The following is a 23413-nucleotide window of genomic DNA, read 5'->3' on the forward strand; positions in this document are numbered from 1 at the left end:
ACCCTCCACGGAGCCGGCCATGCGGAACTCCACCGCATGGCCTAACGCTCCAGGTGCTTGGGGTCCAGGGTGTCGCGCACGGCATCACCGAGCAGGTGGAAGCCGAGCACGGTGAGGGCCAGCGCGAGCCCGGGGAAGAGGGCCACGTGGGGAGCGACGAGGAGGTACTGCGTGCCCTGGTCCACCAGCGCGCCCCACGAGGGCGTCCCCGGAGGCGCGCCCAGCCCGAGGAAGCTGAGCGAGGCCTCGGCGAGGATCGCGCCGGGCAGCGCGGATGTGGCCTGCACGACGAGGGGCCCGGCGGCGTTGGGCAGCAGGTGGTGGAAGAGGATGCGCGCGTTGCTGGCACCCAGCGCCCGTGCCGCCTGCACGTAGTCCCGCTCGCGCAGGGTGAGCACCTGCCCGCGCGCCAGCCGGGCGTAGCCCGTCCACCCGGTGAAGCTCAACGCGAAGATGACGTGGGTGAGCGAGGGCCCCAGCACCGCGGTGATGAAGATGGCCAGGAGCATGCCGGGGAAGGCCAGCAGCACGTCGGTGAGCCGCATGAGCGCCTCGTCCACGAGCCCTCCCAGGAACCCCGCGAGACCGCCGAGCACGGTGCCCACCAGGGCCGAGAGCGCCACGGCGAACGCGGCGACGACGAGCGAGACGCGCGCGCCGTACAGCACATGGGTGAGCAGATCGATGCCGTTCTCCCCCGTGCCGAGCGGATGGCCGGGACGAGGAGGAACGAGCTCCGTGGCGAGGTCCATGGCCTCCGGAGCATGAGGGCTGAGGACCGGGGCGAGCAGCGCGACGAGGACGAGCAGCCCCGCCACGGCGAGTCCGAAACGCCCGCCCACGGAGCGGAGGCGGAGCCTCATGCGCGCCTCCGCACGCGCGGATCCACGAGCCCGTAGGCCACATCCGTGAGCGTGTTGACGAGCACGTAGCAGCAGGTGAAGACGAGCACGATGGCGCGCACGGTGTTGTAGTCGCGCTTCTCGATGGCGCTCAGCAGCAGGGTGCCCATGCCGGGCCAGGCGAAGACCTTCTCGGTGACGATGGCGCCGCCGAGCAGGGCGCCGAACTCGAGCCCCAGCACGGTGAGGATGGGCAGCAGGGCGTTGCGGAAGGCATGGCGCCACAGCACGGCGCGGGGAGAGAGCCCCTTGGCACGGGCGACGGTGACGTAGTCCTCGCGCAGGGCCTCCAGCATGGCGGCGCGCGTCATGCGCGCGAGGAAGGCGGAGAGCGCGGTGCCCAGGGTGAAGGCGGGCAGGACGAGGTGCCGCCACGAGTCGGCGCCGGACACGGGCAGCCAGTCCAGCTTCAACGAGAAGAGGATGATGAGCACCGGCCCGAGCCAGAAGCGCGGCAGGGCCACGCCGGCCACCGCCGCGCTCATGGCGGCCGTATCCACCGCCGTGCCCCGGCGCGCCGCGGCGGCCACTCCGAGCGGCAGGGCCAGCACCAGGGCCACGGCCATGGCCGCGAGCGCGAGCACCAGCGTGAGGGGCAGGGCCGCGCCAATGGCCGGCATCACCTTCCGCTGGAAGGGAGGCACCGAGGTGCGCAGCTCTCCGGTGACGAAGTCCCGGGTGAAGCTCCAGAGCTGGAGGTGCACGGGCTGGTCCATGCCCACGGCGCGGCGCAGGGCCGCTCTATCCACCTGGGTGGACTCCTCGCCCAGCATCACGTCGATGGGGTCTCCCGGCACCAGGTGCAGGAAGAGCGAGACGAGCAGCAGCGCACCGCACAGGGCCACCGCCGCCGAGGCGAGCCGCTTCATGGCTCCACCATCCTCGCCCACGCGAGCGGGGTGAACCGGCCGTGAGCGCTCGGCTCGAAGTCCTGGAGCCGGCGGGAGGCCACGGCCACGGAGCTCTCGTGCCACAGGGGCACCACAGGCATCAGCACGTCCAGGCGCTCCTGGGCCCGCGCATAGAGCGCCTGGCGCTCGGGGGTGGAGACGCGGCTGGCCTCGTCGAGGAGGGCGTCGAGCGCCTCGTCCCGCAGCGCCCCCCGGTTGAAGCCGCCCCAGTGGTTGGCCTCCGTGGGCACGTTGCCCGAGTGGTACGCGCTGCGCATCAGGTCCGGCTCGATGACGGAGGCCCACTTGAGGGTGAAGAGCTCGAAGTTGCCCCGGCGGATGTCATTGAAGAAGGTGCCGAACTCGAGCGAGCGCACCTCCACGGCCACGCCGCCGCGTGAGAGCTGCTCCTGGAGGACGAGCGCCACGGAGCGGCGGAAGCGGTCGGTGCTCGTCTTGAGCTGGAAGGAGAGGCGGGGCGCGCCTCCGGGGCCATCCGGGTCCGGGTAGCCGGCCTCGTCCAGGAGCCGGGCGGCCTCCTTCGGGTCGTACCGGCAGCCGGCGACGGGAGCCCAGGCCCAGTGCGTGCGCGGCAGCATGCCGTGGGCGGGCACCGCCAGCCCGTGGAACTTGTACGTGACGAGCGGCCCCACATCGACGAGGTGGCACAGGGCGCGGCGCACCCGCGCGTCCGCGAGCGGCCCGTGGCGCAGGTTGAGGCCCAGGTAGGCGAAGCCGGTGCCCTCCTTCGTGAGGACGCGCAGCGAGGGCTCTCGCTCCAGCGCGGGCAGCACGGCCGGGGACAGGGCGTTGAGGACGAGGTCCGCGCGCCCCTTGAGCAGCTCCAGCACGCGCGTCGTCTCGTCGCGCACCACGCGGAAGTGCAGCCGGGGGATGGCGGGCGCACCCCGGTAGTAGCCCGCGAAGGGCACCAGCGTGAGGTGGTCCTCGTCCGGCTGGGACTCGAAGCGGAAGGGGCCCGCGCCCATGGGGGCCCGGCCCTGGACTTCCTTGCCGGCGGCCGAGGCCCGCTCGGCGGGAAGGATGCCCAGGGACAGCTCGGAGAGCAGGGGCGCATAGGGCCGGCGCAGGTGGAAGCGCACCGTGCGCGCGTCAACCACCTCCACCCGCTCGACGGCCGCGTACCTCTCGGCCCGGGGGCTGGCGATGGCCGCGTCCCACATGCTGTCGTAGGTGGCCTTCACGTCCTCGGTGGTGAGGGCACTGCCATCATGGAAGGTGAGCCCCGGGCGCAGCGTGAGCTCCACGAGCGTGGGAGACAGCTCGCGGAAGGACTCGGCCAGGTCCGGCACCGGCGTGCTGCTGTCATCCAGGGTGACGAGCCCCGGGGTGATGAGCTGGGCGAGGCGCTGGCCCATGGCCGAGAGCGTGAACCGGTCGTCCAGGCTCTCCGGTGGGGCCTCGATGAGCACGGTGATGCCCGGGGGCGGCCGCTCGGCGTGACAGCCGGGGAGGAGCGCCACGAGGAGCGACAGGACGGCGAGGCGGAGCAGCGGGGGCATCAGCGCCTCCGTTGTGTCACATACGTGCAACTTTCTCCAACGCCGGAGTGTGCGGAGTCCGGATGTCTGTCATTCGGGAGCGCTCCGAACACCGGCCCGCTTTCCTCACCCCGGCTCACGCCCTGGCTGAGGGGCTGTCCAGCAGGTACAATGCGCCCCTTCACGCGGGTGATCCGGGAGCGAGGCCATGTACTTCGACCTCAAGCGCATCACGAAGAACCAGGAGTACCGCTGGGAAGTGGTGGAGCAGAGACCTTCCGGCAGCCCCTCCTGGAAGGATGCCGCCGGAAACGAATACTGGGCGGGCGACAAGATGTACCGCATCGCCTTCATCGGACACGGCAGCACCGTTGCCTACTATCTGACCGCCCTGGCGCAAGCCAGCGTGTCGGGCAAGGTCTCGAAGAAGGACCTCTACGAGCGAATGGTGGTGTTCGGCTCCGTTGATCCCTGGGACAGGACCGTGCGGGGCGACGGTTACATCAATCACGAGCGCCATCAGATCAGCCATTGGGGCAAGAAGGTCCCCCAATACAGCCAGGAGTACATGCAGCGGTCCGCGTTCGCGGAGGAGAACGCCAAGGCCTTCGAGAATGCCTTCAGCCAGGGCGCGACCCTCGTCACGAACGAAGTGGTCTCCATCGAGAAGCTCGGAGACGTCTTCCGGATCAATACCCGCCAGGGCTCGTACTCCGCGGCGTTCGTCGTGGTCGCGACAGGACTTGGCGCTCACCGCGGGCTGGGCGACTCCATCTGCCCCAAGGTACCGAAAGACGACCGGGAGGACATGACGGTCTCCCAGATGAAGGACGCCCTCCGGGGCAAGGTGGTGAACCTGGATGAGTTCATGACCTTGTTCCCGGAGACCTCTCGCATCCGGGGGAACACCCGGCACCGGGAGACGCCCGTCCAGAAACTGACGGTGGCCGTCCATGGAACGAACGCTGGAATCGATGCCGCGCAGCGGGCCTGGCAGCTCGGCCACAAGGTGATGTGGATCTGGGGGAACGGAACCCCCATCTTCCTCCCCGGCCACCGGCTCCCCATCGAGAAGCCGCAAACGGACATCGACATCAAGAAGATCGGCCGCAAGCCCGTCACCGTCGAGCCGCAGGGAAATCGCGTCCTCATCAAGACCCACGAGCAGAGCCAGTCTCCGGAAACCCTGGGCGAGGTGGATGTCTATGTCATCTCGCTGGGACAGGATCCGTTCGCCACGGGCTGTGCGGGCGATCTGTTGATCACCCAGGGCAACATGGAGGTGAGTGACTTCGAGCCCATGTACGACTGGAATCAGCACTTCGGCATGCCCTTCCAGACGGTCCTGGGATTCCAGACGAAGGGCACGCGGATGGGGCTCGGACTGCAGATCATCGGTGGGGTGACCGAGAGTCTCGCGAAGGACCTGCAGAAGAGGTTCGCGGTCCAGCACAATTACAAGGACCAACTGGGCCCCGCGGAGCTGAAGCCCACCCGGGAGAGCTGCCAGGCCCAACTGGATCGCTCTCCCTCCATGAAGAAGAAGCACGGCACGGCGGAGAACCTCCTGAAGGAGAAGCTCCCGAACTGGGAGCGGGCTCAGCGGCATCGCGACAGCCACCTCAAGCTGTCCGCGGAATACCTCGGGGCCTCGAGCATGATCCAGCTCCTCACCCACCAGGTCGATCCCAAGGAGGTGCCCCAGGGGCTCCAGGAGATGCTCAAGAAGTACAACTACAAGGAGATGGATTGGTTCCAGAAGTGGCAGGTGGCGACACCGGAGCGGCCATCGGGCTCGGCGGTGGCCTCGGTGTTGCTGCCCTCCCAGCTCGGAGCCGTGCGCGCCGTCGTGGCGGCGCTGAACACGATGATTCCGGACTACGTCAGCGGGGGCGACGCGAACTACAACACGGACGATCGCACGATGCTCGCGGTGTACATCGCGGAGAACTTCCCGAACCTCTCCCCGGAGGAAGCCAATGCGAGGGTGGAGGCCATCATCGATCTGCGCCGCAGGGAGTACACCCCGCTCGGCTTCTATGACGATGACACACGCAAGCTCACCCAGGAGCGGATGCGCCAACAGAAATGAGCGCGTGGCGCCCCCGGCTCAGTATGGAGAGCGCTGGCACTCGGCGTACCCGGCGCGGCCCGTCTTGGGGTCTCGCTGGTAGCACTGGAGCTGCTCGTTCAAGACCTCCGTGCAGTCGCTCGTGTAGACGCTTTCGCCCGAGGGCATGTCGACGAAATTCCCGCACGTCCTGCTCGACTCCTTGATGAGGAGCTGGCGCGGGAAGCCGGCGCCCTGGGCGGTCACCTTCGCGGTGGACACGCCATTCATGAAGCCCATGTGCTCGCCCGTGGAGATGGAGAAGATGTGGCGCAGCTCGCCGTCCTGGGCCTCCCAGTAGGACAGCTCGAAGTAGGTGTTGCGCGAGTCCTCCCTCTGGGAGTCGACCTTGAAGACCTGGCGCACCGGGTCGATCAGGTTCTCGAAGCCGAAGACGGTCTTGCGGTGGTAGGTGTCCGGCAGCCCGGGGAGGAAGGGCATGTCGATGGCGCAGTGGGTGTCCTTCCCCTCGAGCGGGTGGAGCACCACGCCACTCAGGAGCTGGGCCTCCTCGCACACCCGGCCACGCGCCTGGACGACGAGGTCCTGCTGCTCGGCGGAGACGATGCGGGCCTTGAAGACGTCGAGCACCACGGAGGGAGGCTCCTCCTCCTCCTTCTTGGAGCACGACAGCCCGTTCCACTCGATGTTCATCCCCAGCGAGCCGAGGAGCTGCTTCAGCTCCGTGCGCGAGGTGGCGCCACGCACCTTCTTCTTCAGCTCCTGGGGTTTCACCTGGACGCGGCGGCCCTTGGCACAACCCTCCCCGGGCGCCTTCGCGGGAGCGGGCACGGCCGGAGCGGGGTCTGTCTGGGCGAGGGCGGCCGGGACGGTCATGGGGGTGGCCCACAGCACGGCCGCGGCGGCCCAGGATGCATGACGACGAACACGGAGGGACATGAGGGCTCCGGAGAGGGTGTCAAAGAATTCGGGTCACCGGCCTGGCCAGGAGGCTATTCGAGCGCCTTCAGTGTTACCGAGCACGATGGATGAGGGAGAAGTGGGCCCGGGTGAGCGAGTTGGTTGATGGGCAGGCCCCCCGTGAGCAGGGGTAGCCCATCACCGAGACTGGAAAGGTGAGGCACGTAGGCTGATGGGATGGCCACGAGCCCGCGGGTTGGGCGGGTGATACTACTCCGGAAGGAAAGCGAGCAAGAGAGCGGGCAAGAAAGCGAGGGAGCAGCACAGGGCTACCGGAGAGGTCATGGTTCAGGGACGACTCCGAAGGGAGGGAGCCATGGCCCTGGAAGCCATCCTGGAGCGATTCAAGAAGAGCAGTCCGCTGACGGTAACAATGGTGCGGTTGGTGATGCAGCAGGCGCTGAGCCGGGAGTGGATGGAGGAGGTGTTCGAGCGCCACCGGGACAAGCAGTACACGCGCGAGTTGATGTTCTCCACGGTGGTGGACCTGATGGGATTGGTGGCGCTGGGGCTCAAGCCCTCCTTGCATGCGGCGGCGCAGGCAAGCCCCGAGTTGGGGGTGTCCCTCACGGCGCTGTACGACAAGGTGAAGCGTACCGAGCCGGAGGTGGTGGGCGCCCTGGTGCGAGGGAGCGCCGAGAGGCTGACTGCGGTGGTGAAGCCCATGAGGCAGGGGCGAGCGCCCTGGGCAGCGGGATACGTGGTGAGGGTGCTGGACGGCAACCACCTGGCGGCCAGTGAGAAGAGGATGAAGCCGTTGCGAGAGTTTCGCGGAGCGGCGCTGCCCGGACAGTCCCTGGTGGTATATGCGCCGGAGTTGGACCTGGTGGTGGATATGGTGCCCGCCGAGGATGCGCATGCGCAGGAGCGGGCCCTCATGGGGCCGGTGCTGGAGCAGGTGCGGCCGGGGGAGTTGTAGTTGGCCGACAGGAACTTCTCCACCACGCGCATTCTGCTCGGCATTCATGACAAGCAGGCCGCTTTCGTCATCCGCGAGCATGGAGCTTCTCCCAACCCGACGCCAGTGGAGGAGCGGCGGGAGGAGGGGCGAGTGGAGACGGGGCTTGTGTATGAACAGGCCGTAGGGATAGAGGACGAGACAGGGCGCCAGTTGAGGTTGCGGCGCATCGAGTTGCATTTGGACGAGCCAACCCGGCACGGTGAAAACATCATCCGCCTGTTGACGAATGTGCTGGCGGAGCGAGATGATTGCATTACCAGAACCCACATGGCGGCCTTATGAGTTGCAGTCAGCGCCCGAGCTGAGCCGGACGCTGCTGGAACTGGCGGCGAACGTGAGAGTGGCCAGGCTGCGCAAGCACCCGCGCAAATCCAAGAAGAAGACCAAGAAGGAGTACGTCCCGGGAGAGGTCGCCCGACGGCATATATCGACTGCACGAGTGCTACGAGGGCAAGAGCAGACCTGACGGAATGCAGACAATGAGCGCCCCCAGGGTGAAGCCAGGTGTCCCCTGATTCCAGAGGACTGTGCTGGGGCATTGCTTTCGATAAGGATTGGCGGGCCAGCAGCCTTGTCCTGCTCTTCTGCGCCCTGCTCGAGGCTGCCTTTCCATCTCCAAGTGCTTTCTTGCAGGCCCTGCCAGGAGGCGGTCCTCTCCTTCACCTTGAAAGGGCTCACCCTTACGGCGCACGCCCACAATACTGGCTTGTCGCGTGCGCGAGCCTCGGCTTCTACCTCCTCCACTCAGTCCCCGCACCGCTGCACGCCGCCTCACACCTCCCCCAGCTCTTTCCAATCTATTGAAGCGGTATTCCTACTTCGGGCGGGCCACTCCGCCCTTGCGTTTGATGTCGAACCCATACCGGTAGATGTCAGGAACATCAATGCGACCGTCATCACGCTCTTTGAGGACACCGATCCTCAGGAGTTCGTCCAGCACGCTCTCTCCATTCTGCGGGAGACCCGCATGCTCTGCAGGCACAGGCTTCGCCAACCGCCGGATGACTTCATCCCGTTCGAGCATGACCTCCAAACCACGCAGGTTCTCCAGTCGGTTCACGATTGGGTATTCTTCGGAAATCTCTTTGACACGGGCTCGCGAAGTTGGGACCAATGCAGCAACGAGGCTTTGTGGGCTCATCAACCGGTTAATATTACCCGGCGAACGGTTTTTAGCATCTTCAGCAGCATGCCCTAGGAGGACAAGAAACGAACGCGGCACGATGCGCACATTCGCATCTTGCAGGCGGTTCGGAATCCATCTGTAGGTGAACCCTTTTTTTAAACCCTTGCCCATCAATCTGCCAGTAAGGCGATCAGCAAATGCCCTTTGCACTGTTTCTGGCATCTCCCCAGGGAGGAGACCAAAGCCCTGACGTTCCGTGAGTTGAAGCCCCGCGATAGACCGAAGCCATGTACGCATCTCCTTGAGTCTTGAGGGGTGCTCATCGGAGGGTGCGGCAAGTTGACGCACGACAACGCGGTAGAGTGCTTCAACAGTCCAATCGAGCGCAATTGAGCGTGGTCGCAACTTGCTCGCATCGGCAAAACTACCCTCCGCGTCCTCGAATAGATCGTCTCGAAGGAAGATCTTCGCGCGAAGGTGGCGAAATCGGTTTGACAGCGAAAGCCAAAGTGCCAGCAAACTACTGGCGTATCGACTTCGGACCTCACGATCAAACTCTCCGAGTCGGTCAAGATGATCGTAGGTGGCAAAAACCGTGCGCTTCTGCTTCGAGAGATAGCTCTCCAGCCCATCCAAGGCGGAGGCCACCTGACCGATATTCGCCTCGGCCCACGGCAGCCATTGAGCCAGATCATGCTCGCGCCCCTCACGAACCGTCACAAGTTGTGGAGGAAGCGGAGGGCTACCTGGCAAACCAGCTTGGATGCGTACGAGCAGATGCGTCATCCAGAAAACACGCAAAGAGCCCATGGACCTAGTGGCGGCGATACTATCCAGCACGATCGGCTGCGGGTGCGCCTGACTGTCATCGGAGAACGCGTCAATGAAAGAAGCGTCAGGCAGGCTCGTATCCTGAAAAAAATCTCTCAAAAGCGGTCCCGAAGTCCGAAGGAACCGGAACAACGCACTCTTTCCCGTCCCACGGCCTCCTCGGATGATAACCATCTCCGGCCGCAAGGCCATCCGATGCATCGGCAGTGGTAGAAAGACATCGGCCGTGCTGACGTTCTCGTCCTCGACATGCTTGAGGCGGGACATTTTCTCCAGAAGCTTGAGCCTCTCCTGGTTGGTCATTGGATGCCTTCCTCACTCGTGCTTTCCACGTCTTCTTCTGGTTCGCACAATTCGACAATGCGTTCGAGGAGTTGCTTGTAGCCCTCTGAGAACAACACCTCACGTGCGGCACCGAGATGCGTCAGGCGCTCAAGGAGCGGGTGGCGCCGAATGACTTTCGGCCAATGTGGCTCCTCGTCATCCTCAAGCTGAGGACTCTCCGGCAATTTGCCATAAAGGCTTTGGTCAAACGCACGGTAAGCCCTCTTGAGGAACTCCTCCTCCTCAATCTTGGCTTCCTGAGAGGCTGGATCTGGAGGGGCCAATGAGTGAGCCACGACGCAAAGCAGGTCATCCACCTTCTTGCGCCTGCCCAGAGCCTGGAGCGTCAGTTCAAGTCCGCGGTACCCCTGTTCGGATGCACGACTTACGAACACATCTACGTGTGCGAGCCCGTGAAGAGACAGTCCTGCGATGTCATGTAAGCCAGCCCGTGAATCAATAAAGATGTAATCGGCTTGACGACCGCGCAACGCGCCCAGGAGGTGGCGTAGCCCCCGTTCAACGGGACTCTCTCCCTTAACATCCAGCAGCCCGCCCCCGATAAAATCGAGCCGGGACAGCTTCTCGAAGTAGCGCTCATCAAGGTTTCCCGCTGTAACAACCTCAATGTTGCCTTTCAACGGACCCAAGGAACCCGGCGCAGAAACCAACCCGTCCATATCAATTTGGCCAGTCCCAATGAAGTCCACGAGAAAGTCAACCACGCCCCGCCGACTCTCAACCTCGAATAGGGCTGACAATCCAGGAGCCTCGACATCCAGGTCGACTACGACCACCTTCTTGCCCAATTCGGCGAGTTGCCACGCGCACGATGCGAGCAGAGTGGTACGTCCAACACCTCCCTTGAAAGAATAAAAAGTGACGATCGGTGGAGAACCTTCTCTCAAAGGCCATGGGGGCGTCGCTCTCTCGTCCCGAACCCAATCGTACTTGGAAAGCCGCCGTTCGATCTTGTTCCAGCGACCAGGGGTGGCAGGCACCTCTTGGAGCGTGCTCGACTGTACGTAACGGGCATCAGGCCACTGTATGTTGCTCTTGCCCATCAACGCTCGCGCTAGCCGCCCGGGCTCCCGCAGGTCCGTCGTCATTAGCAAAGGGGGCTCGATCCACCGCTGAAGGGCTTGCACGAGAGCTTGCTCCAACGCGCTCATATCTGGTATTGGCTGAGATGGATCTGGCTCTATGATAAGGCGAACACGGCCCTCCAGATCCCGGACCACACCGGCACGCCGAATCGTCGCGGCGACCGACGATTCCTCGATGACGCGCACGAGCGTGGGCAGGACGTCGTCAAAGGTTACCATGTGAACGTCCTCGGAAGCCGACCATCGGCCCAGATCGCCCACACAACCTCATCGACAGCCCTACGAGCGTCGGAGAGAAGCGCCTGAACCTCGGTTGCCGTGAAGCGGCCTGTGCGCGCATATCGGGAGTCGACAGACCACTGCCTCAAGGTTGAGAACCGCTCAGCCCAGTCCCCCAGTCGGTAGCGGTGCGCGACAACGTCCCAGGCAAGAGCTGCGCTTAGCGCCATCTCAGCGCTGGGCCCTACCCCATGTCCAATCGCCTTGTCCAATGCGCGATCGCTCAAAGTCGCCTTCCGCACGCACTCCGGCCCAAATCCCGCCAGATGGAATGCCTGATCGAGAGAGGCATGTGGGTTCGAAGCGTCTGCGAGATGCTCTGCGTCCCGCACATGGCGGAGAGCAGCGGAGAGAGAATCCTGCGCTTTCTCTGAGAGACGTTCCATTAACTCACTGATTCCAGTAGATAGAGAGAGGTCACCAAGGTAGGAGTGCCGCTTGCTCCTACTAGCACGAAGGTTGAGAGCACGAAACGAGGCTGCTTGTCTCCCAACAAAAAGAGATAGAGGCCCCGCTGCGGGCAGCGGGCTGGTGCAGGGCGTCCGCGTAGGGCAACTGCTGGGGTCAGCAAGGCCATGTACGGCGCCAGTGCTGAGGGCCGAGCAACCCCTTGGGGCACACAGCCTCTCCCGAGCCACGGCTCCTCAGAAGGCTAGAGCGACTTGATAGTGGCTGCGCCAGCTTCAGCACCACGTCTGCCAAGCTAGCGTGTTCCAAGTGCCGCAACCAGCATCGGCCCGCCTGAGCAGTCCCTGGTGCTCCAGGATGGCGAGGACCCCACCGAGTGGCCTCAAGTACGCCTGCACCTGCCTGCTGCATCCGCATTGAGAACGGACGAAGACACCCAGCACGAAAGTACGGCGCAGCAGATGCGCATAGTCCACCTACAGCGTCCTCTGCTTCATCGGCTCTTCCAACGTCGCGACCAAGCACGGGCCCTCAACTCTCCTCCGGCCTCGGTTCCGCTCATTGAACCCACCGCCCTACCGCGGACGTGGTATGGCCCGGGTGGACAATATTGACCTGTATGGTCATCAGCCGTGTCGCCGTGCTAGGAACCCGGGATCGGAGGAGCGAATGAAAGAAGAAGACAAACCCTGGAGCGGAGGAGCACTGGGGCCGTATCGCGTCACCCTGCGCCATCGCGCCATCGGCGGTGGGCTGGGCCGCCTGTACGAGGCTCGCAACACCGAGACGGGCAACCCCGCCCTGGTGCTCATGCCCGCCCCCAAGGGAGATCTGCGCGCGGAAGAGAACTGGCAGGTGCGCGCCACCGCCAACGTCACCCCGCCCTACCTCGCGCTGGAGGTGGAGCACGCTCCCGGGAACGGACAACCCCGGCAGCTCACGTGGATGCTCGAGCGATGGGCGGCGACCTTCATGCGCATCGACGCCCGGCCGGAGGTGCGCGCCCACCTGACGGGAGGTCCGAAGGAGTCCCGTCCGCGTCCGGCGGGCCGGCTCGGCTCGCCCAGGGCGGCTCTGGCGCTGGCCGCGCTGCTCGCGCTCACGGTGGTCCTCTGGCCACGGGCCACCGAGCACCCGCCTCAGGAGCTGCACTCACAGGAAGCGCACTCCACGGTGGAAGAACTGGTCCTCAGCCGCACGAGTGACGACTCCTGGGCCGGGATTGAAGGATTCCCCATGCCTGACAAACCCGTGGCGGGTCAGAAGAAGCCTCCGTGCAATCCCAAGCGAGACGAAGTGGAGATCCGCGGTGGGTGCTGGCTGGAAGTCGCCAGACGCCCTCCCTGTTCCGAAGGCGCGGCCGAGTACCAGGGCAAGTGCTACATCGGCGTGGGCGCCCCGATTCGTCCCCCCACTTCCATCGGCCCCTGAAACCTCAGGCCGACTGCTCCTGCTCCACCTGGGACTCGCGCACGCTCAGCGCTCGGGGCAGGCGCACGGTGAAGCAGGAGCCCCTGCCCTCCTCGCTCTCCACCGTGAGCGTTCCGCCGTGCAGCTCCACCAGCCGGTGCGCGCTCGCCAGTCCCACGCCACTGCCAGAAATCACCGGGGCCACGTTCCGGCCCCGGCGGAAGCGCTCGAAGATGTGCGGCAGGTCCGCCGCCGGTATCCCCATCCCCTGGTCCTGCACCTTCAGCCGCACCCAGCCCTCCGGCCCCGAAGACTCCTCGGCCAGCCACACGTCGATGGAGCCTCCGCGCGGGCTGTACTTCACCGCGTTGCCCAGCAGGTTGTCCAACACCCGCTCCAGGCTCGCCTCGTCCCACTTGCCCTGGAAGTCCGTGCCCTCCACGTGCAGGTGCACCGGGTGCGTGGCCACCAGGGGCCCCAGCTCGCGCACCTTCACCCGCACCAGCGCGAACAGGTCCACCTCCTCGCGCTCGAGCGGCCGCTCCCCTCCCCGCGTCACCTCCAGGAGGTGGAAGTCCAGCACCAGCGCGTCGGGCGCTGGAGGGTGGCGCAAGCGCTCCAGGGCCTCCTCGGCGGAGCTGGCCTGCTCCACCTCCCACCGCGTCTCCGTGTCCTTCTCGAGCGCCCTGCGCAGCGCCCGCTGATCCGCGAGGCTGTCGTCGATGAGCAGCACACGCAGGCTCATCCCGTGGGCTCCTCCAGTCCGGGAAGCAGCGCGGCGCTGAACCAGAAGCACTCCAGCGCGCGCGCGGCCTCCTGCAACTCGACGGCGCCGCTCGGCTTGAAGAGGTAGCTGTTGGCACCCCCGCCGTAGGCCGAGCGCACGTCCCGCGCCTCGGTGGAGTTGGAGAAGATGATGACGGGAAGGGAGCGCAGCACCGGGTCCGCCCTGAGCTGGGCGAGCACCTCCTGGCCCCCGATGCCCGGCAGGTTCAGGTCCAGCAGCACCAGCACCGGCTGGGGAGCCTCCGCGTACGCCCCCCGCTGGAAGAGGTAGTCGAGCGCACCACGGGCGCGGACAGCGGCAGCTTGCGGGCCACGCGCAACAGCGCCTCCGAGTCCGGATCACTGTCCTCCACGAGCAGCAGGGGCCGTTGCATCAGCGGGGCCTCTCTCCCAGCGTGAAGGAGAAGGTGGAGCCCTGGCCGGGAGAGGACTCCACCCACAGCTCGCCCCCGTGCAGCCGGACGAGCCTCCGGGCGATGGCGAGACCCGCCCCACTTCCGCCCCCGTAGGCGTGGGCGGGGTGCAGCCGGCGGAACATCTCGAAGATGTCCTCGTGGAACCGCTCCGCGATGCCGATGCCGTTGTCCCGGACATGGAAGACGTACTCATCCGGCCGCCGCCGTGCCGGATGGGACAGGGGCTCGCCCGGGCCGTGGAAGCCCAGCTCCACCCACCGCGGCCCGTCCTTCCGGTGGTACTTGGCGGCATTGGTGAGGAGGTTGGCCCAGACCTGCTGGATGCGGACCCCGTCACACCGCACCCGGGGCAGACGCCGGGGCATCCGCACCTCCAGACGGTTCTCCTGGAGCCGGGCGGACACGGTGAGCAGCACCTCGTCCACCAGCTCCTGCATGTCCACCTCGCCCCAGGCCAGCTCCACCCGCCCCACGCGGCTGTATTCGAAGAGGGCATCCATCTGCCCCTGGGTGCGGCCCGCCAGCCACCGCACCTCCTCGAGCTGCCGGCGCCCGTCCTCGCCGAGCTGCTCGCCATGGTCCTCGAGGAGGAAGCCCACGTACTGCTGGATGCCGCGCAGCGGCTCCTGGAGGTCGTGCGCCACCGTGCCGCCGAAGGCGTCCAGCTCCGCGTTGGAGCGGGCGAGGGCGGCGGCATGGCGCAGCAGCACGCCCACCAGGGCCGAGCGGAAGCTGACGGCGGAGGCCACGTCCTCGGGCGTCCAGGGGCCGCTGGCCCCGCGCACCGTCTCCTGCCAAGCGCCGAAGGAGGCACGCGGGTGGAGGCGGCTGGCGCCGGGCCCGGGCACCACCGGCTTCTGGGGATTGCCGGCCCAGGTGACGGTGCGCGCCACCTCCGGGCGGAACCAGAGGATGAAGCGCGGAGAGGCCGCGTCCAGGCGCACCGCGAGCAGCCCGCTGGCCACGTCCGCGTACTCGGCGGCCGGCGGGTGCGCCTTCGCGAGGCGCTCCGTGTGGAAGGTGCCGTCGAAGTGCTGTCCGGCGAGCCAGGTGGCCAGCTCCCGCACGTCCTCCGCGGAGGGCGTGGTGCCCACGAGCATGAGGGCCTCGCCGAGCAGCAGGGCCACTCCGCCCGCGCCGGTGAGGCCGAGCAGGAGCTCCGTCTGCTGGGAGAGGGCCGCGGGCAGCGTCCCCGCCTGCTCGGAGAGCCGCTCCACCAGCAGGGTCTGCAAGTGGGCGCGGCGGGCGAGCTCGGCGGACACGCTGGCGCGCTCCTCGGCGGCGAGCTGCAGCGACACCAGCCGGGCCAGCACATCACAGGCGCGGCGCGTGGCGGCCGGTACCACCAGGGGCGTGCGGTGGTGGCACGCGATGAGGCCCCAGAGGCGGCCGTCGCGCACCAGGGAGATGGACATGGAGGCCCCCACCCCCATGTTGGCGAGGTACTCCAGGTGCACCGGGGACACGCTGCGCAGGGCCGAGCCGGACAAGTCCAGCGGACGTCCCTCGGAGGGCAGCACGGGGGGCCGCAGCGGCACGGGCGCGGCGCGCGCGTCGGCGATGAGGCGCAGCGTGTGGCGCGTGTAGAGGGCGCGGGCCTGGGCGGGGATGTCGCTCGCGGGGAAGTGCAGGCCCAGGAAGCTGTCCATGGCCTCGTCGCGGCTCTCCGCCAGCACCTCGCCATGCCAGTCCGCGTCGAAGCGGTACACCATCACCCGGTCGAAGCGGGTGAGCGCGCGCACCGCCTCCGCCGCCGCCTGGAGCAGCCCCTGGGGGCCCCGGGCGCGGGCCAGCGGCGTGAGGAGCAGGTCCACCATCCCCAGCGCCTCCTCCTCGTGGGCGCCCGGCGTGCCAGGCTCCAGGTCCAGCACCACCAGCCCGTCACTGCGGTGCGGAACGCCGGTGAAGAAGCGGCCCGCGGCCTCGAGGCGCAGCTGGCCGGAGGCCGGCTGGGACAGGGCCCGGGTGAGCAGGACGAGCGAGGAGGCGTGGAGGACGTCCGACAACGGCCGGCCCAGGAGTGCCTCCGGCGGGCGTCCCAGCAGGGCCTCGGTGTTGGCGCTCACCAGCCGCAGGGTGAAGTCCGGCTCCGAGAAGGCCAGCAACACCCCGTGGGGCTGGATGCCGCCCAGCAGGTGGATGGGCTCGCGCTCGCACTGCGAGAGCTCCACTTCAGAGACGGGAGGGCGCATCGACATGGGCCTCCCGAAGCCAGGCCTCGAAGGCCTCGAAGGTGTCCTGGGCACCCCGCACCACCCGGGGTGCCAGTGCCGGCTCCGGGCAGGCGCGCGTCAGGGCCTCGCCGAAGGCCTTCCACATGGGCCCCACGGCCTCGCCATAGGCCCGGAAGAAGGCGAACCCGCCCACGGCAGCACCCGCGAAGTGCCGGGTGAGGTGGCGCAGGATGAGCTGCCCCCCGAGCGTCGCGCCCTCCAGGACGTACAGGGCCCCGAGCGCCTCGGGCACCCCGGACAGGCAGGGCAGGCCCGGGTGACGGGGCAGACAGGCCAGCGAGGCATCGTCATGGCCGAGGGCCCGGAGGTCCTCCTCCAGCAGGGGCACCTTCCACCGCTCGGCGAGGCGCAGCCCGGGGATGCGGCCCTCCAGGCACGCGGCGAGGGAGGCTTCCACCGGGGCGTAGAGGCCATGGAGGGCCTCCAGGTGGCGCCGGTAGCCGGAGGGGGTGAGGTCCGGAGACAGCAGGCGCACCACGCGCTCGGCGCGCTCGTGGTGCGGGCGGGTCTCGGCCTTCAACGTCTGCAACAAGGAACGGGGCTCTGGTGTACGGGGCTCTGGTGAGAACAAGGCTTTTCCGAGCATGTCCATTGGCCGCGCACCGGGAAACGAGGATTGCGGCCGAGTGTCAACCCCAGGCCAGCCCGGAGAGCCGGCGGAGAGGCAGTCACCCCCTCGCCGCCCGGCCCGTCCTGTCGCGAACAGCGGATCCCTCCCAACCCTCAAGGGGTGTCACATGCTCCGCCACCGGCCCCATCGTCGTAGCAGACGTAGCCTGTCCGGCAGGTGCCCTGGCCTCCCACGCCCGTGCAGGTCGCGAAGCAGTAGGCCTCCGTGCCCTCGGTGTTGGCGTAGCACTTGGAGCCCACCGGGCAGGCGGCGGTGAGACACTCCCGCGTGCAGTACCCTCCCGGGTAGCCCTGCGAGGCCGTCACGCACAGGCCCCCGGTGCCACACTGCGCATCGCTGGTGCAGGACTGTCCCACCACCGGCTCGGGCGACTCCTCCACGGACCTGTAGGGCACCAGGGTGAAGCTGACGTCCTTGCTCACCTGGTCCTGCTTCACGTCGATGGCCTCGAACTCGGTGGCGTCACGCCAGAAGCCCACGCGCTCTCCCTCCTCGAAGAACTCGTTGTCCCCGTCATCGTCGATGGTGGCCAGCGCGTAGTAGGTCCGCGGAGGCAGGGAGAGGGAATAGGCATAGCCGCTCGCCGCCGGCACCAGGGCCACCCCCTCGTCGTCCACCTGCCACTCCCCGAGCAGCGTCTTGTAGGCGAAGGCGATGACGGCGTCCTTGTCCTGCGAGGCCCCCACCCGGAACTTCACCAGCACGTCGGCGGAGCCCGTTCCGGTGGTGGCTCGCAGGGAGAGCTGGGCCACGTAGCTGCCATCGGGCAGCGTGCCCGGGTTGACGCTCACCGTGAGGGGCACCGAGCCGTAGGCGGGAATCGACAACGTCCGGCTGGAGAGGGATACCGAGGAGGCCTGCGCGCCGGTGACACTCGCGCTGGCCTGGAGCGTGCCCCCGCCCAGGTTGCGCACCGAGAGCTGCTGGGAGCCCCCGCCGGAGAAGGAGAGCTGGGTGGAGCCCACCCCGAGCTTCGGCGCCACCTCGGTGCCGGAGGAGCCCTTGGCCCGCAGCACGGCGGCCTGGGCGTTGACGAGGCCGGCGCCACAACCCTCGGCGCACTGGCTGGAGGTGTCGGCCGTCTCCTTGAGGATGGCCTCCACCTGGGCGGCGGTGAGCGAGGGATTCACCGCCAGCATCAGCGCCACGATGCCCGCCACGTGCGGGGCCGCCATGCTCGTCCCGTTGTACCACTCGTAGGAGGGCTGGTTGCGGGCGTCCATCAGGGTGGAGAGCACGCCGTCCGGGTAGCTGTCGCCGTTGCGGTCCTCACTGGTCTGCCCGCCCGCGGCCATCACATCCACCGGAGGGCCATAGTTGGAGAAGCTGCTGCGCTTGCCGTTGAAGCGCACCGAGCCCACGCAGATGACGTTCTGCATGTTGCACGGGAAGGTGTTTGTGGCGTTCTGGTTCTCGTTGCCTGCGGCGATGACGAAGACGGAGCCCCGGGCCACGCCCGCGTTGACGATCTCCTGGACGGACTGGGGCACGCTCCCCGCTCCCCCCAGGCTCAGGTTGACGACGCGCGCGGGCGTGGGGTTGACGGGCACGCCGGGCACCGAGCCGCCCGAGGCCCAGTTCATCCCCGCGGCGATGTCCGCCAGCGAGCCGCCCGAGGCGCCCAGCACGCGCACCGGCTGCACCTTCCCCTTCCAGGTGACACCGGCCACGCCCAGCCCGTTGTTGGACACCGCGCCGATGGTGCCGGCCACGTGCGTGCCGTGGTACGAGGAGCCGCCGTTGGGCGAGTCCTTGCCCATGTCCGTCGGATCATTGTCGACGCCGTTGCCATCCCCCGCGTTGGCGGGGTCCGAGATGAGATCCATGCCCGCGATGACGCGGGAGTCCAGGTCCGGGTGCCGGACGATGCCGGTGTCCACCACCGCCACCACCATGGAGTCCAGGCCGGTGGTGATGTCCCAGGCTGCCGGCAGGTTCATGCCCGGGTAGTGCCACTGACGGGAGTAGAGCGGATCATTCGGAAGGGAGAAGGCCTTCACGCGCAGGTTGCTCTCCGCGTAACGCACCCCGGGCACCGCCGACAGCCGCTGGACGAGCGCGGTGTGCTCCGCGCTCGTCAGGGCGCCCACGGACCGCGCGTCCCCGGCGCCCGGCTGCGACTGAGCCTTCACCCCCGTGGGCTCGTAGCGGATGACGTGCAGGTGCTCGCTGACCCGGCCCCGGTGCACGGCGCGGTAGCCGGGCGCCCGCGCCCGCGCGAGGGCCGTCTCCACGGGCAGGTTCGCCTCGTCGAAGCGGACGATGACTTCTCCCAGGATGAGGGACTCCCGCGCCGGGAGCGGTCTTTCGGGAATGCCCGTACGCAGCACCCCCTTGGAGGCGAGGGCACCGACAACGGCCCGCGAGAGGCTCCGGTCCCCGGTCTCCAGCGGAGAGGGGGTGGTGCGCACGCTGGCCGACTGCCCCTGGAACGGAGTCAGCACGCCCTGCACCGTACCGGCGAGCTCGGGCGTGGGTGGATCTTCTTCGAGGATGGGACAAGCAGTGAGACTCAACAGCCCCAGGATGGCGAGACGACGGCGCATGAACGGCCCCCTGACCCGGAAGTGGGTCCACACCGGACGCTAGGGTGCCATGATGCGACGCGTCCAGCCCCAGACGCACCGGTGAAGCCCGCGCTCCTGGCGCTGGACCCGGTGAGAGCCTTCTCCCTACGATGCGCCCGCGGTCACTCACGGCGCAGCGCATCGAGGGGACACACCGGGTGAGCCATGGCATCGAGCTGGAGAACGTCACCCGCGTGGTGGAGGGGGAGACCCACCTCGCGGACATCCACCTGAAGCTCGAGCCTGGCGCCTTCCACATCCTGCTGGGCCGCACGCTGGCGGGGAAGACGTCGCTGCTGCGGCTGATGGCCGGGCTGGACAAGCCCACCACGGGGACGCTGCGGGCGGATGGGGCCGACGTGACGCGCGTGGACGTGCGCCACCGCAACGTGGCCATGGTGTACCAGCAATTCGTCAACTACCCTTCCCTCACCGTCTACGAGAACATCGCCTCGCCGCTGCGGCTGGCGGGGAAGCTGCGCGGGCCGGAGTTGGACAAGCGCGTGCGCGAGACGGCCGCCGCGCTCCGCCTGGAGCCCTACCTCCAGCGGCTGCCCGCGGAGCTGAGCGGCGGACAACAGCAGCGCACGGCCATGGCGCGCGCGCTGGCCAAGGACGCCTCGCTGCTGCTGCTGGACGAGCCCCTGGCCAACCTCGACTACAAGCTGCGCGAGGAGCTGCGCACGGAAATCCGCCAGCTCTTCCGCAACCGCCCCGCCGTGGTGGTGTACGCCACCACCGAGCCCACCGAGGCGCTGCTGCTCGGCGGGAAGACGTCGGTGCTCCACGAGGGCCGCCTCTTGCAGACGGGCCCGACGCTGGAGGTGTACCAGGCCCCCGCCACCGAACGCGTGGGCCGGATTTTCAGCGACCCGCAGATGAACCTGTGGGACGCCGAGCTCTCCGAGGAGGGAGCGCGCCTGTCGCCCGAGGTGGCCTTCCCGCTGTCCGGGCACCTGCGAGGGCTCGCGCCGGGGCGCTACCGGCTGGGGGTGCGCGCCCACCACGTGCGGCTGTCGCCCGGAGGCCCCGGAGACGTGCGCATCCCCGCGCACGTGGAGGTGGAGGAGGTGAGCGGCTCCGAGACGCTCGTGCACGCGGCGCACGCGGGGCTGGCGCTCACCGCGCAGGTGGAGGGCGTGCACCGGCACCCGTACGGCGCGCCGCTGGAGCTGTTCGTCCCGCCCTCCCGGATGTTCGTGTTCAGCCCCGAGGGCCGGTTGATGGCCGCGCCCCCCTTCTCCTCCGAGGCGCCCGCCCATGGCCAGGATTGAGCTTCGCGGCATCGCCCACGCCTACGTGCCCGCGCCCGCGTCCGAGCAGGACTACGCGCTGCGCCCCCTGGAGCTCGTCTGGGAGGACGGTGGCGCCTACGCGCTGCTGGGGCCGTCCGGGTGCGGGAAGACGACGCTGCTCAACATCATCTCCGGCCTGCTGAAGCCCACCCGGGGACAGGTGCTCTTCGACGGCGTGGACGTCACCGCGGCCCCGCCGCAGCGGCGCAACATCGCCCAGGTGTTCCAGTTCCCCGTCATCTACGACACGATGAGCGTCTCGGAGAACCTGGCCTTCCCGCTGCGCAACCGGGGCATGGGGGCCGCCGAGACACGGGCCCGGGTGGAGGAAGTCGCGGAGTTGCTGGAGCTCACCCCGGACCTGCGCATGCGGGCCAGCGGGCTGTCGGCGGACATGCGCCAGCGGATTTCGTTGGGCCGGGGGCTGGTGCGCCGGGACGTGGCGGCCATCCTCCTGGACGAGCCCCTGACGGTCATCGACCCGCACGTGAAGTGGCTGCTGCGCCGCAAGCTGAAGCAGGTGCACGAGCAGCTGAAGATGACGCTGGTGTACGTGACGCACGACCAGGTGGAGGCGCTGACGCTCGCGGACCGGGTGGTGGTGATGAACCAGGGGCGCGTGGTGCAGGTGGGCACGCCGCAGGAGCTCTTCGAGCGCCCGGCGGACACCTTCGTGGGCTACTTCATCGGCAGCCCGGGGATGAACCTGCTGCCGTGCACGGTGGAGGACGGCGCGGTGGTGGTGGAGGGGCAGCGGCTGCCGCTGGACGCGGGCGTGTGCGCGCGGGCGCGGGAGAACGGGGGCGAGCTGCGGCTCGGCATCCGTCCCGAGTTCCTCCGGCGCGTCCCCGAGGGCACGCCGTCCTCGGTGCGCGTCGAGGTGACGCAGGTGGAGGACCTGGGGCGGCACAAGCTGGCCACCGCGCGGCTGGGGACGCAGGCGCTGAAGGTGCGGCTGCCCGAGGAGGAGCGGCTCGCGCCGGGCGAGGCCTGCTGGCTGGAGCTGCCGCCGCGCTGGACGACGCTGTACGCCGGAGGCCGAGCCATTCCATGAACAAGCCCACGAATCAGCGTGCCTGGCTGCTGGTGCTGCCGGTGCTGGTGGCCGTCGCCTTCAGCGCCATCATCCCGTTGATGACGGTGGTGAACTACTCGGTGCAGGACATCCTCGGCCCGGAGCAGCGGGTCTTCGTGGGCACCGAGTGGTTCCGCAAGGTGTTGAGGGACCCCGAGCTGCACGGAGCGCTGCGGCGGCAGCTCGGCTTCTCGCTGGCGGTGCTGGCCCTGGAGATTCCGCTAGGCGTGGCGCTCGCGCTGGTGCTGCCCAAGGAGGGCCGCGCCGCGTCCGTGTGCCTGGTGCTGCTGGGCCTGCCCCTGCTCATCCCCTTCAACGTGGTGGGCACCATCTGGCAGATCTTCGCCCGCGGGGACATCGGCCTCTTCGGCGTGCTCATCAACGCGCTCGGCTTCCCATACAACTACACGGCCAACGCGCTGGATGCCTGGCTCACGGTGCTGCTCATGGACGTCTGGCATTGGACGCCGCTGGTGGCCCTGCTCTGCTACGCGGGCCTGCGCGCCATCCCCGAGGCCTATTACCAGGCGGCCCGTATCGACGGCGCCTCGGCCTGGGCCACGTTCCGCTTCATCCAACTGCCCCGGCTGCGCGGCGTGCTGACCATCGCCGTGCTGCTGCGCTTCATGGACAGCTTCATGATCTACACCGAGCCCTTCGTCCTCACCGGCGGCGGACCCGGCAACGCCACCACCTTCCTGAGCCAGTACCTCACGCGGCTCGCGGTGGGCCAGTTCGACCTCGGCCCGGCGGCGGCCTTCTCGCTCGTGTACTTCCTCGTCATCCTGCTGCTCAGCTACATCTTCTACACGGCCATGACGGCGACGGCTGGCTCGAAGGAGGCGCGATGAGACGGCTCGCCGTGCCCCTCTACCTGCTGCTCAGCTTCATCCCCATCTACTGGCTGGTGGGCATGTCGCTGAAGACGAACGAGGAGATATTGGGCGGCTTCACGCTCTGGCCCCGGAATCCCACGTTCGCCAACTACGTCACCATCTTCACGGACCCGGACTGGAGCAACGGCTACCTCAACTCGCTCACGTACGTGGGCATCAACACCGTGCTCTCCGTGCTGCTGGCGCTGCCCGCGGCCTATGCCTTCTCGCGCTACCGCTTCCTCGGCGACTCGCACCTCTTCTTCTGGCTGCTGAGCAACCGCATGTCGCCCCCGGCCGTGTTCCTCCTCCCCTTCTTCCAGCTCTACTCGAGCATCGGCCTGTTCGACACGCCGTGGGCCGTGGCCCTGGCGCACATGCTCTTCACCGTGCCCCTGGCCGTGTGGATTCTCGAGGGCTTCATGTCCGGCGTGCCGCGGGAGATCGACGAGACGGCATACATCGACGGGTACAGCTTCCCCCGCTTCTTCCTGCGCATCTTCCTGCCGCTCATCCGCTCGGGCGTGGGCGTGACGGCGTTCTTCTGCTTCATGTTCAGCTGGGTGGAATTGCTGCTGGCGCGCACGCTGACGTCCGTGGAGGCCAAGCCCATCGTCGCCACCATGACGCGCACCGTGAGCGCCGCCGGCATGGACTGGGGCCTGCTCGCCGCCGCCGGAGTGCTGACGCTCGTGCCCGGCGCGGTCGTCATCTACTTCGTGCGCAACTACATCGCCAAGGGCTTCGCCCTGGGAAGGGTGTGA

20 protein-coding genes are annotated in these 23413 nt (G+C 67.8%); 8 read left to right on the plus strand and 12 right to left on the minus strand.

The features are described 5' to 3' along the window. Nucleotides 1–41 precede the first annotated feature (41 nt). The 3 genes from VFZ09_RS46200 to VFZ09_RS46210 are packed head-to-tail and all read right to left on the minus strand — an operon-like array spanning nt 42 to nt 3315. Complete coding sequence (locus VFZ09_RS46200; protein ID WP_329734231.1) at nt 42–863, minus strand: ABC transporter permease; 822 nt, start codon at nt 861–863, stop codon at nt 42–44. Next, on the minus strand, nt 860–1771 hold the full coding sequence (locus VFZ09_RS46205; protein ID WP_329734232.1) for an ABC transporter permease: 912 nt from the start codon (nt 1769–1771) through the stop codon (nt 860–862). Before VFZ09_RS46205 ends, VFZ09_RS46200 begins: the two co-directional genes overlap by 4 nt. Beyond that, the gene (locus VFZ09_RS46210; protein ID WP_329734233.1) at nt 1768–3315 is read right to left on the minus strand and encodes an ABC transporter substrate-binding protein; all 1548 of its coding nucleotides are present in this window, start codon (nt 3313–3315) and stop codon (nt 1768–1770) included. The genes VFZ09_RS46205 and VFZ09_RS46210 overlap by 4 nt, the downstream gene beginning before the upstream one ends. Before the next feature lie 187 nt (nt 3316–3502). Here VFZ09_RS46210 and VFZ09_RS46215 point away from each other — a divergent pair, with 187 nt between their 5' ends. Next, entirely contained in the window at nt 3503–5386 is a 1884-nt protein-coding gene (locus VFZ09_RS46215; RefSeq protein WP_329734234.1) for a hypothetical protein, read from the plus strand. A gap of 18 nt (nt 5387–5404) precedes the next feature. Here VFZ09_RS46215 and VFZ09_RS46220 read toward each other — a convergent pair whose 3' ends face one another. Further along, nucleotides 5405–6304 (minus strand): hypothetical protein, encoded by a 900-nt coding sequence (locus tag VFZ09_RS46220; protein ID WP_329734235.1) that lies wholly within the window; start codon nt 6302–6304, stop codon nt 5405–5407. A 337-nt stretch (nt 6305–6641) separates the two neighbouring features. Here VFZ09_RS46220 and VFZ09_RS46225 point away from each other — a divergent pair, with 337 nt between their 5' ends. After that, the gene (locus tag VFZ09_RS46225; protein ID WP_329734236.1) at nt 6642–7244 is read left to right on the plus strand and encodes a hypothetical protein; all 603 of its coding nucleotides are present in this window, start codon (nt 6642–6644) and stop codon (nt 7242–7244) included. Next, a complete protein-coding gene (locus VFZ09_RS46230; RefSeq protein WP_329734237.1) occupies nt 7245–7568 on the plus strand; it encodes a hypothetical protein in 324 nt (107 codons plus the stop codon). A gap of 532 nt (nt 7569–8100) precedes the next feature. Here the strand turns inward: VFZ09_RS46230 and VFZ09_RS46235 are convergent. Together VFZ09_RS46235 and VFZ09_RS46240 are read right to left on the minus strand one after the other, a co-directional pair. After that, a complete protein-coding gene (locus VFZ09_RS46235; protein ID WP_329734238.1) occupies nt 8101–9546 on the minus strand; it encodes a hypothetical protein in 1446 nt (481 codons plus the stop codon). Next, nucleotides 9543–10892, minus strand: a complete 1350-nt coding sequence (locus VFZ09_RS46240; RefSeq protein ID WP_329734239.1) for a KGGVGR-motif variant AAA ATPase — start codon at nt 10890–10892, stop codon at nt 9543–9545. Before VFZ09_RS46240 ends, VFZ09_RS46235 begins: the two co-directional genes overlap by 4 nt. Nucleotides 10893–12029: 1137 nt before the next feature. Between VFZ09_RS46240 and VFZ09_RS46245 the strand changes: the two genes are divergently transcribed. After that, complete coding sequence (locus VFZ09_RS46245; protein ID WP_329734240.1) at nt 12030–12791, plus strand: hypothetical protein; 762 nt, start codon at nt 12030–12032, stop codon at nt 12789–12791. Nucleotides 12792–12795: 4 nt separating this feature from the next. Here VFZ09_RS46245 and VFZ09_RS46250 read toward each other — a convergent pair whose 3' ends face one another. The 6 genes from VFZ09_RS46250 to VFZ09_RS46275 form a co-directional block, all read right to left on the minus strand. Beyond that, nucleotides 12796–13515, minus strand: a complete 720-nt coding sequence (locus VFZ09_RS46250; protein WP_329734241.1) for a sensor histidine kinase — start codon at nt 13513–13515, stop codon at nt 12796–12798. Then, a complete protein-coding gene (locus tag VFZ09_RS46255; protein WP_329734242.1) occupies nt 13512–13784 on the minus strand; it encodes a response regulator in 273 nt (90 codons plus the stop codon). The genes VFZ09_RS46250 and VFZ09_RS46255 overlap by 4 nt, the downstream gene beginning before the upstream one ends. Beyond that, nucleotides 13763–13930, minus strand: coding sequence for a hypothetical protein (locus tag VFZ09_RS46260; protein ID WP_329734243.1), 168 nt, complete (start codon nt 13928–13930; stop codon nt 13763–13765). Before VFZ09_RS46260 ends, VFZ09_RS46255 begins: the two co-directional genes overlap by 22 nt. After that, entirely contained in the window at nt 13930–16164 is a 2235-nt protein-coding gene (locus VFZ09_RS46265) for an ATP-binding protein (protein ID WP_329734244.1), read from the minus strand. The genes VFZ09_RS46260 and VFZ09_RS46265 overlap by 1 nt, the downstream gene beginning before the upstream one ends. Continuing rightward, nucleotides 16145–16738 (minus strand): biliverdin-producing heme oxygenase, encoded by a 594-nt coding sequence (locus tag VFZ09_RS46270; RefSeq protein ID WP_329734245.1) that lies wholly within the window; start codon nt 16736–16738, stop codon nt 16145–16147. Before VFZ09_RS46270 ends, VFZ09_RS46265 begins: the two co-directional genes overlap by 20 nt. Nucleotides 16739–16929: 191 nt before the next feature. Then, on the minus strand, nt 16930–19383 hold the full coding sequence (locus tag VFZ09_RS46275; RefSeq protein WP_329734246.1) for a S8 family serine peptidase: 2454 nt from the start codon (nt 19381–19383) through the stop codon (nt 16930–16932). Between the two features lie 131 nt (nt 19384–19514). On the opposite strand from VFZ09_RS46275, the gene VFZ09_RS46280 reads away from it, so the two are divergent. From VFZ09_RS46280 to VFZ09_RS46295, 4 genes are read left to right on the plus strand one after another with little or no spacing between them, the layout of a single operon-like run. Continuing rightward, nucleotides 19515–20678 (plus strand): ABC transporter ATP-binding protein, encoded by a 1164-nt coding sequence (locus tag VFZ09_RS46280; protein ID WP_329734247.1) that lies wholly within the window; start codon nt 19515–19517, stop codon nt 20676–20678. Next, nucleotides 20665–21753, plus strand: a complete 1089-nt coding sequence (locus VFZ09_RS46285; protein ID WP_329734248.1) for an ABC transporter ATP-binding protein — start codon at nt 20665–20667, stop codon at nt 21751–21753. Before VFZ09_RS46280 ends, VFZ09_RS46285 begins: the two co-directional genes overlap by 14 nt. After that, the gene (locus VFZ09_RS46290) at nt 21750–22625 is read left to right on the plus strand and encodes a sugar ABC transporter permease (protein WP_329734249.1); all 876 of its coding nucleotides are present in this window, start codon (nt 21750–21752) and stop codon (nt 22623–22625) included. Before VFZ09_RS46285 ends, VFZ09_RS46290 begins: the two co-directional genes overlap by 4 nt. Then, nucleotides 22622–23413 (plus strand): carbohydrate ABC transporter permease, encoded by a 792-nt coding sequence (locus tag VFZ09_RS46295; RefSeq protein WP_329734250.1) that lies wholly within the window; start codon nt 22622–22624, stop codon nt 23411–23413. Before VFZ09_RS46290 ends, VFZ09_RS46295 begins: the two co-directional genes overlap by 4 nt.

Origin of the sequence: Archangium sp., assembly GCF_036277355.1 — a bacterium.
In the GTDB taxonomy this organism is placed as follows: domain Bacteria; phylum Myxococcota; class Myxococcia; order Myxococcales; family Myxococcaceae; genus Archangium.

Excerpts from the sequence above, each read along its gene's own strand:
- VFZ09_RS46210 (WP_329734233.1), bottom strand. The coding sequence starts at position 3,315 with ATGCCCCCGCTGCTCCGCCTCGCCGTCCTGTCGCTCCTCGTGGCGCTC.
- VFZ09_RS46285 (WP_329734248.1), top strand. The coding sequence starts at position 20,665 with ATGGCCAGGATTGAGCTTCGCGGCATCGCCCACGCCTACGTGCCCGCG.
- VFZ09_RS46215 (WP_329734234.1), top strand. The coding sequence starts at position 3,503 with ATGTACTTCGACCTCAAGCGCATCACGAAGAACCAGGAGTACCGCTGG.
- VFZ09_RS46295 (WP_329734250.1), top strand. The coding sequence starts at position 22,622 with ATGAGACGGCTCGCCGTGCCCCTCTACCTGCTGCTCAGCTTCATCCCC.
- VFZ09_RS46205 (WP_329734232.1), bottom strand. The coding sequence starts at position 1,771 with ATGAAGCGGCTCGCCTCGGCGGCGGTGGCCCTGTGCGGTGCGCTGCTG.
- VFZ09_RS46280 (WP_329734247.1), top strand. The coding sequence starts at position 19,515 with ATGCGCCCGCGGTCACTCACGGCGCAGCGCATCGAGGGGACACACCGG.
- VFZ09_RS46275 (WP_329734246.1), bottom strand. The coding sequence starts at position 19,383 with ATGCGCCGTCGTCTCGCCATCCTGGGGCTGTTGAGTCTCACTGCTTGT.
- VFZ09_RS46250 (WP_329734241.1), bottom strand. The coding sequence starts at position 13,515 with ATGAGCCTGCGTGTGCTGCTCATCGACGACAGCCTCGCGGATCAGCGG.
- VFZ09_RS46235 (WP_329734238.1), bottom strand. The coding sequence starts at position 9,546 with ATGACCAACCAGGAGAGGCTCAAGCTTCTGGAGAAAATGTCCCGCCTC.
- VFZ09_RS46225 (WP_329734236.1), top strand. The coding sequence starts at position 6,642 with ATGGCCCTGGAAGCCATCCTGGAGCGATTCAAGAAGAGCAGTCCGCTG.
- VFZ09_RS46245 (WP_329734240.1), top strand. The coding sequence starts at position 12,030 with ATGAAAGAAGAAGACAAACCCTGGAGCGGAGGAGCACTGGGGCCGTAT.
- VFZ09_RS46290 (WP_329734249.1), top strand. The coding sequence starts at position 21,750 with ATGAACAAGCCCACGAATCAGCGTGCCTGGCTGCTGGTGCTGCCGGTG.
- VFZ09_RS46220 (WP_329734235.1), bottom strand. The coding sequence starts at position 6,304 with ATGTCCCTCCGTGTTCGTCGTCATGCATCCTGGGCCGCCGCGGCCGTG.
- VFZ09_RS46240 (WP_329734239.1), bottom strand. The coding sequence starts at position 10,892 with ATGGTAACCTTTGACGACGTCCTGCCCACGCTCGTGCGCGTCATCGAG.
- VFZ09_RS46260 (WP_329734243.1), bottom strand. The coding sequence starts at position 13,930 with ATGCAACGGCCCCTGCTGCTCGTGGAGGACAGTGATCCGGACTCGGAG.
- VFZ09_RS46265 (WP_329734244.1), bottom strand. The coding sequence starts at position 16,164 with ATGCGCCCTCCCGTCTCTGAAGTGGAGCTCTCGCAGTGCGAGCGCGAG.
- VFZ09_RS46200 (WP_329734231.1), bottom strand. The coding sequence starts at position 863 with ATGAGGCTCCGCCTCCGCTCCGTGGGCGGGCGTTTCGGACTCGCCGTG.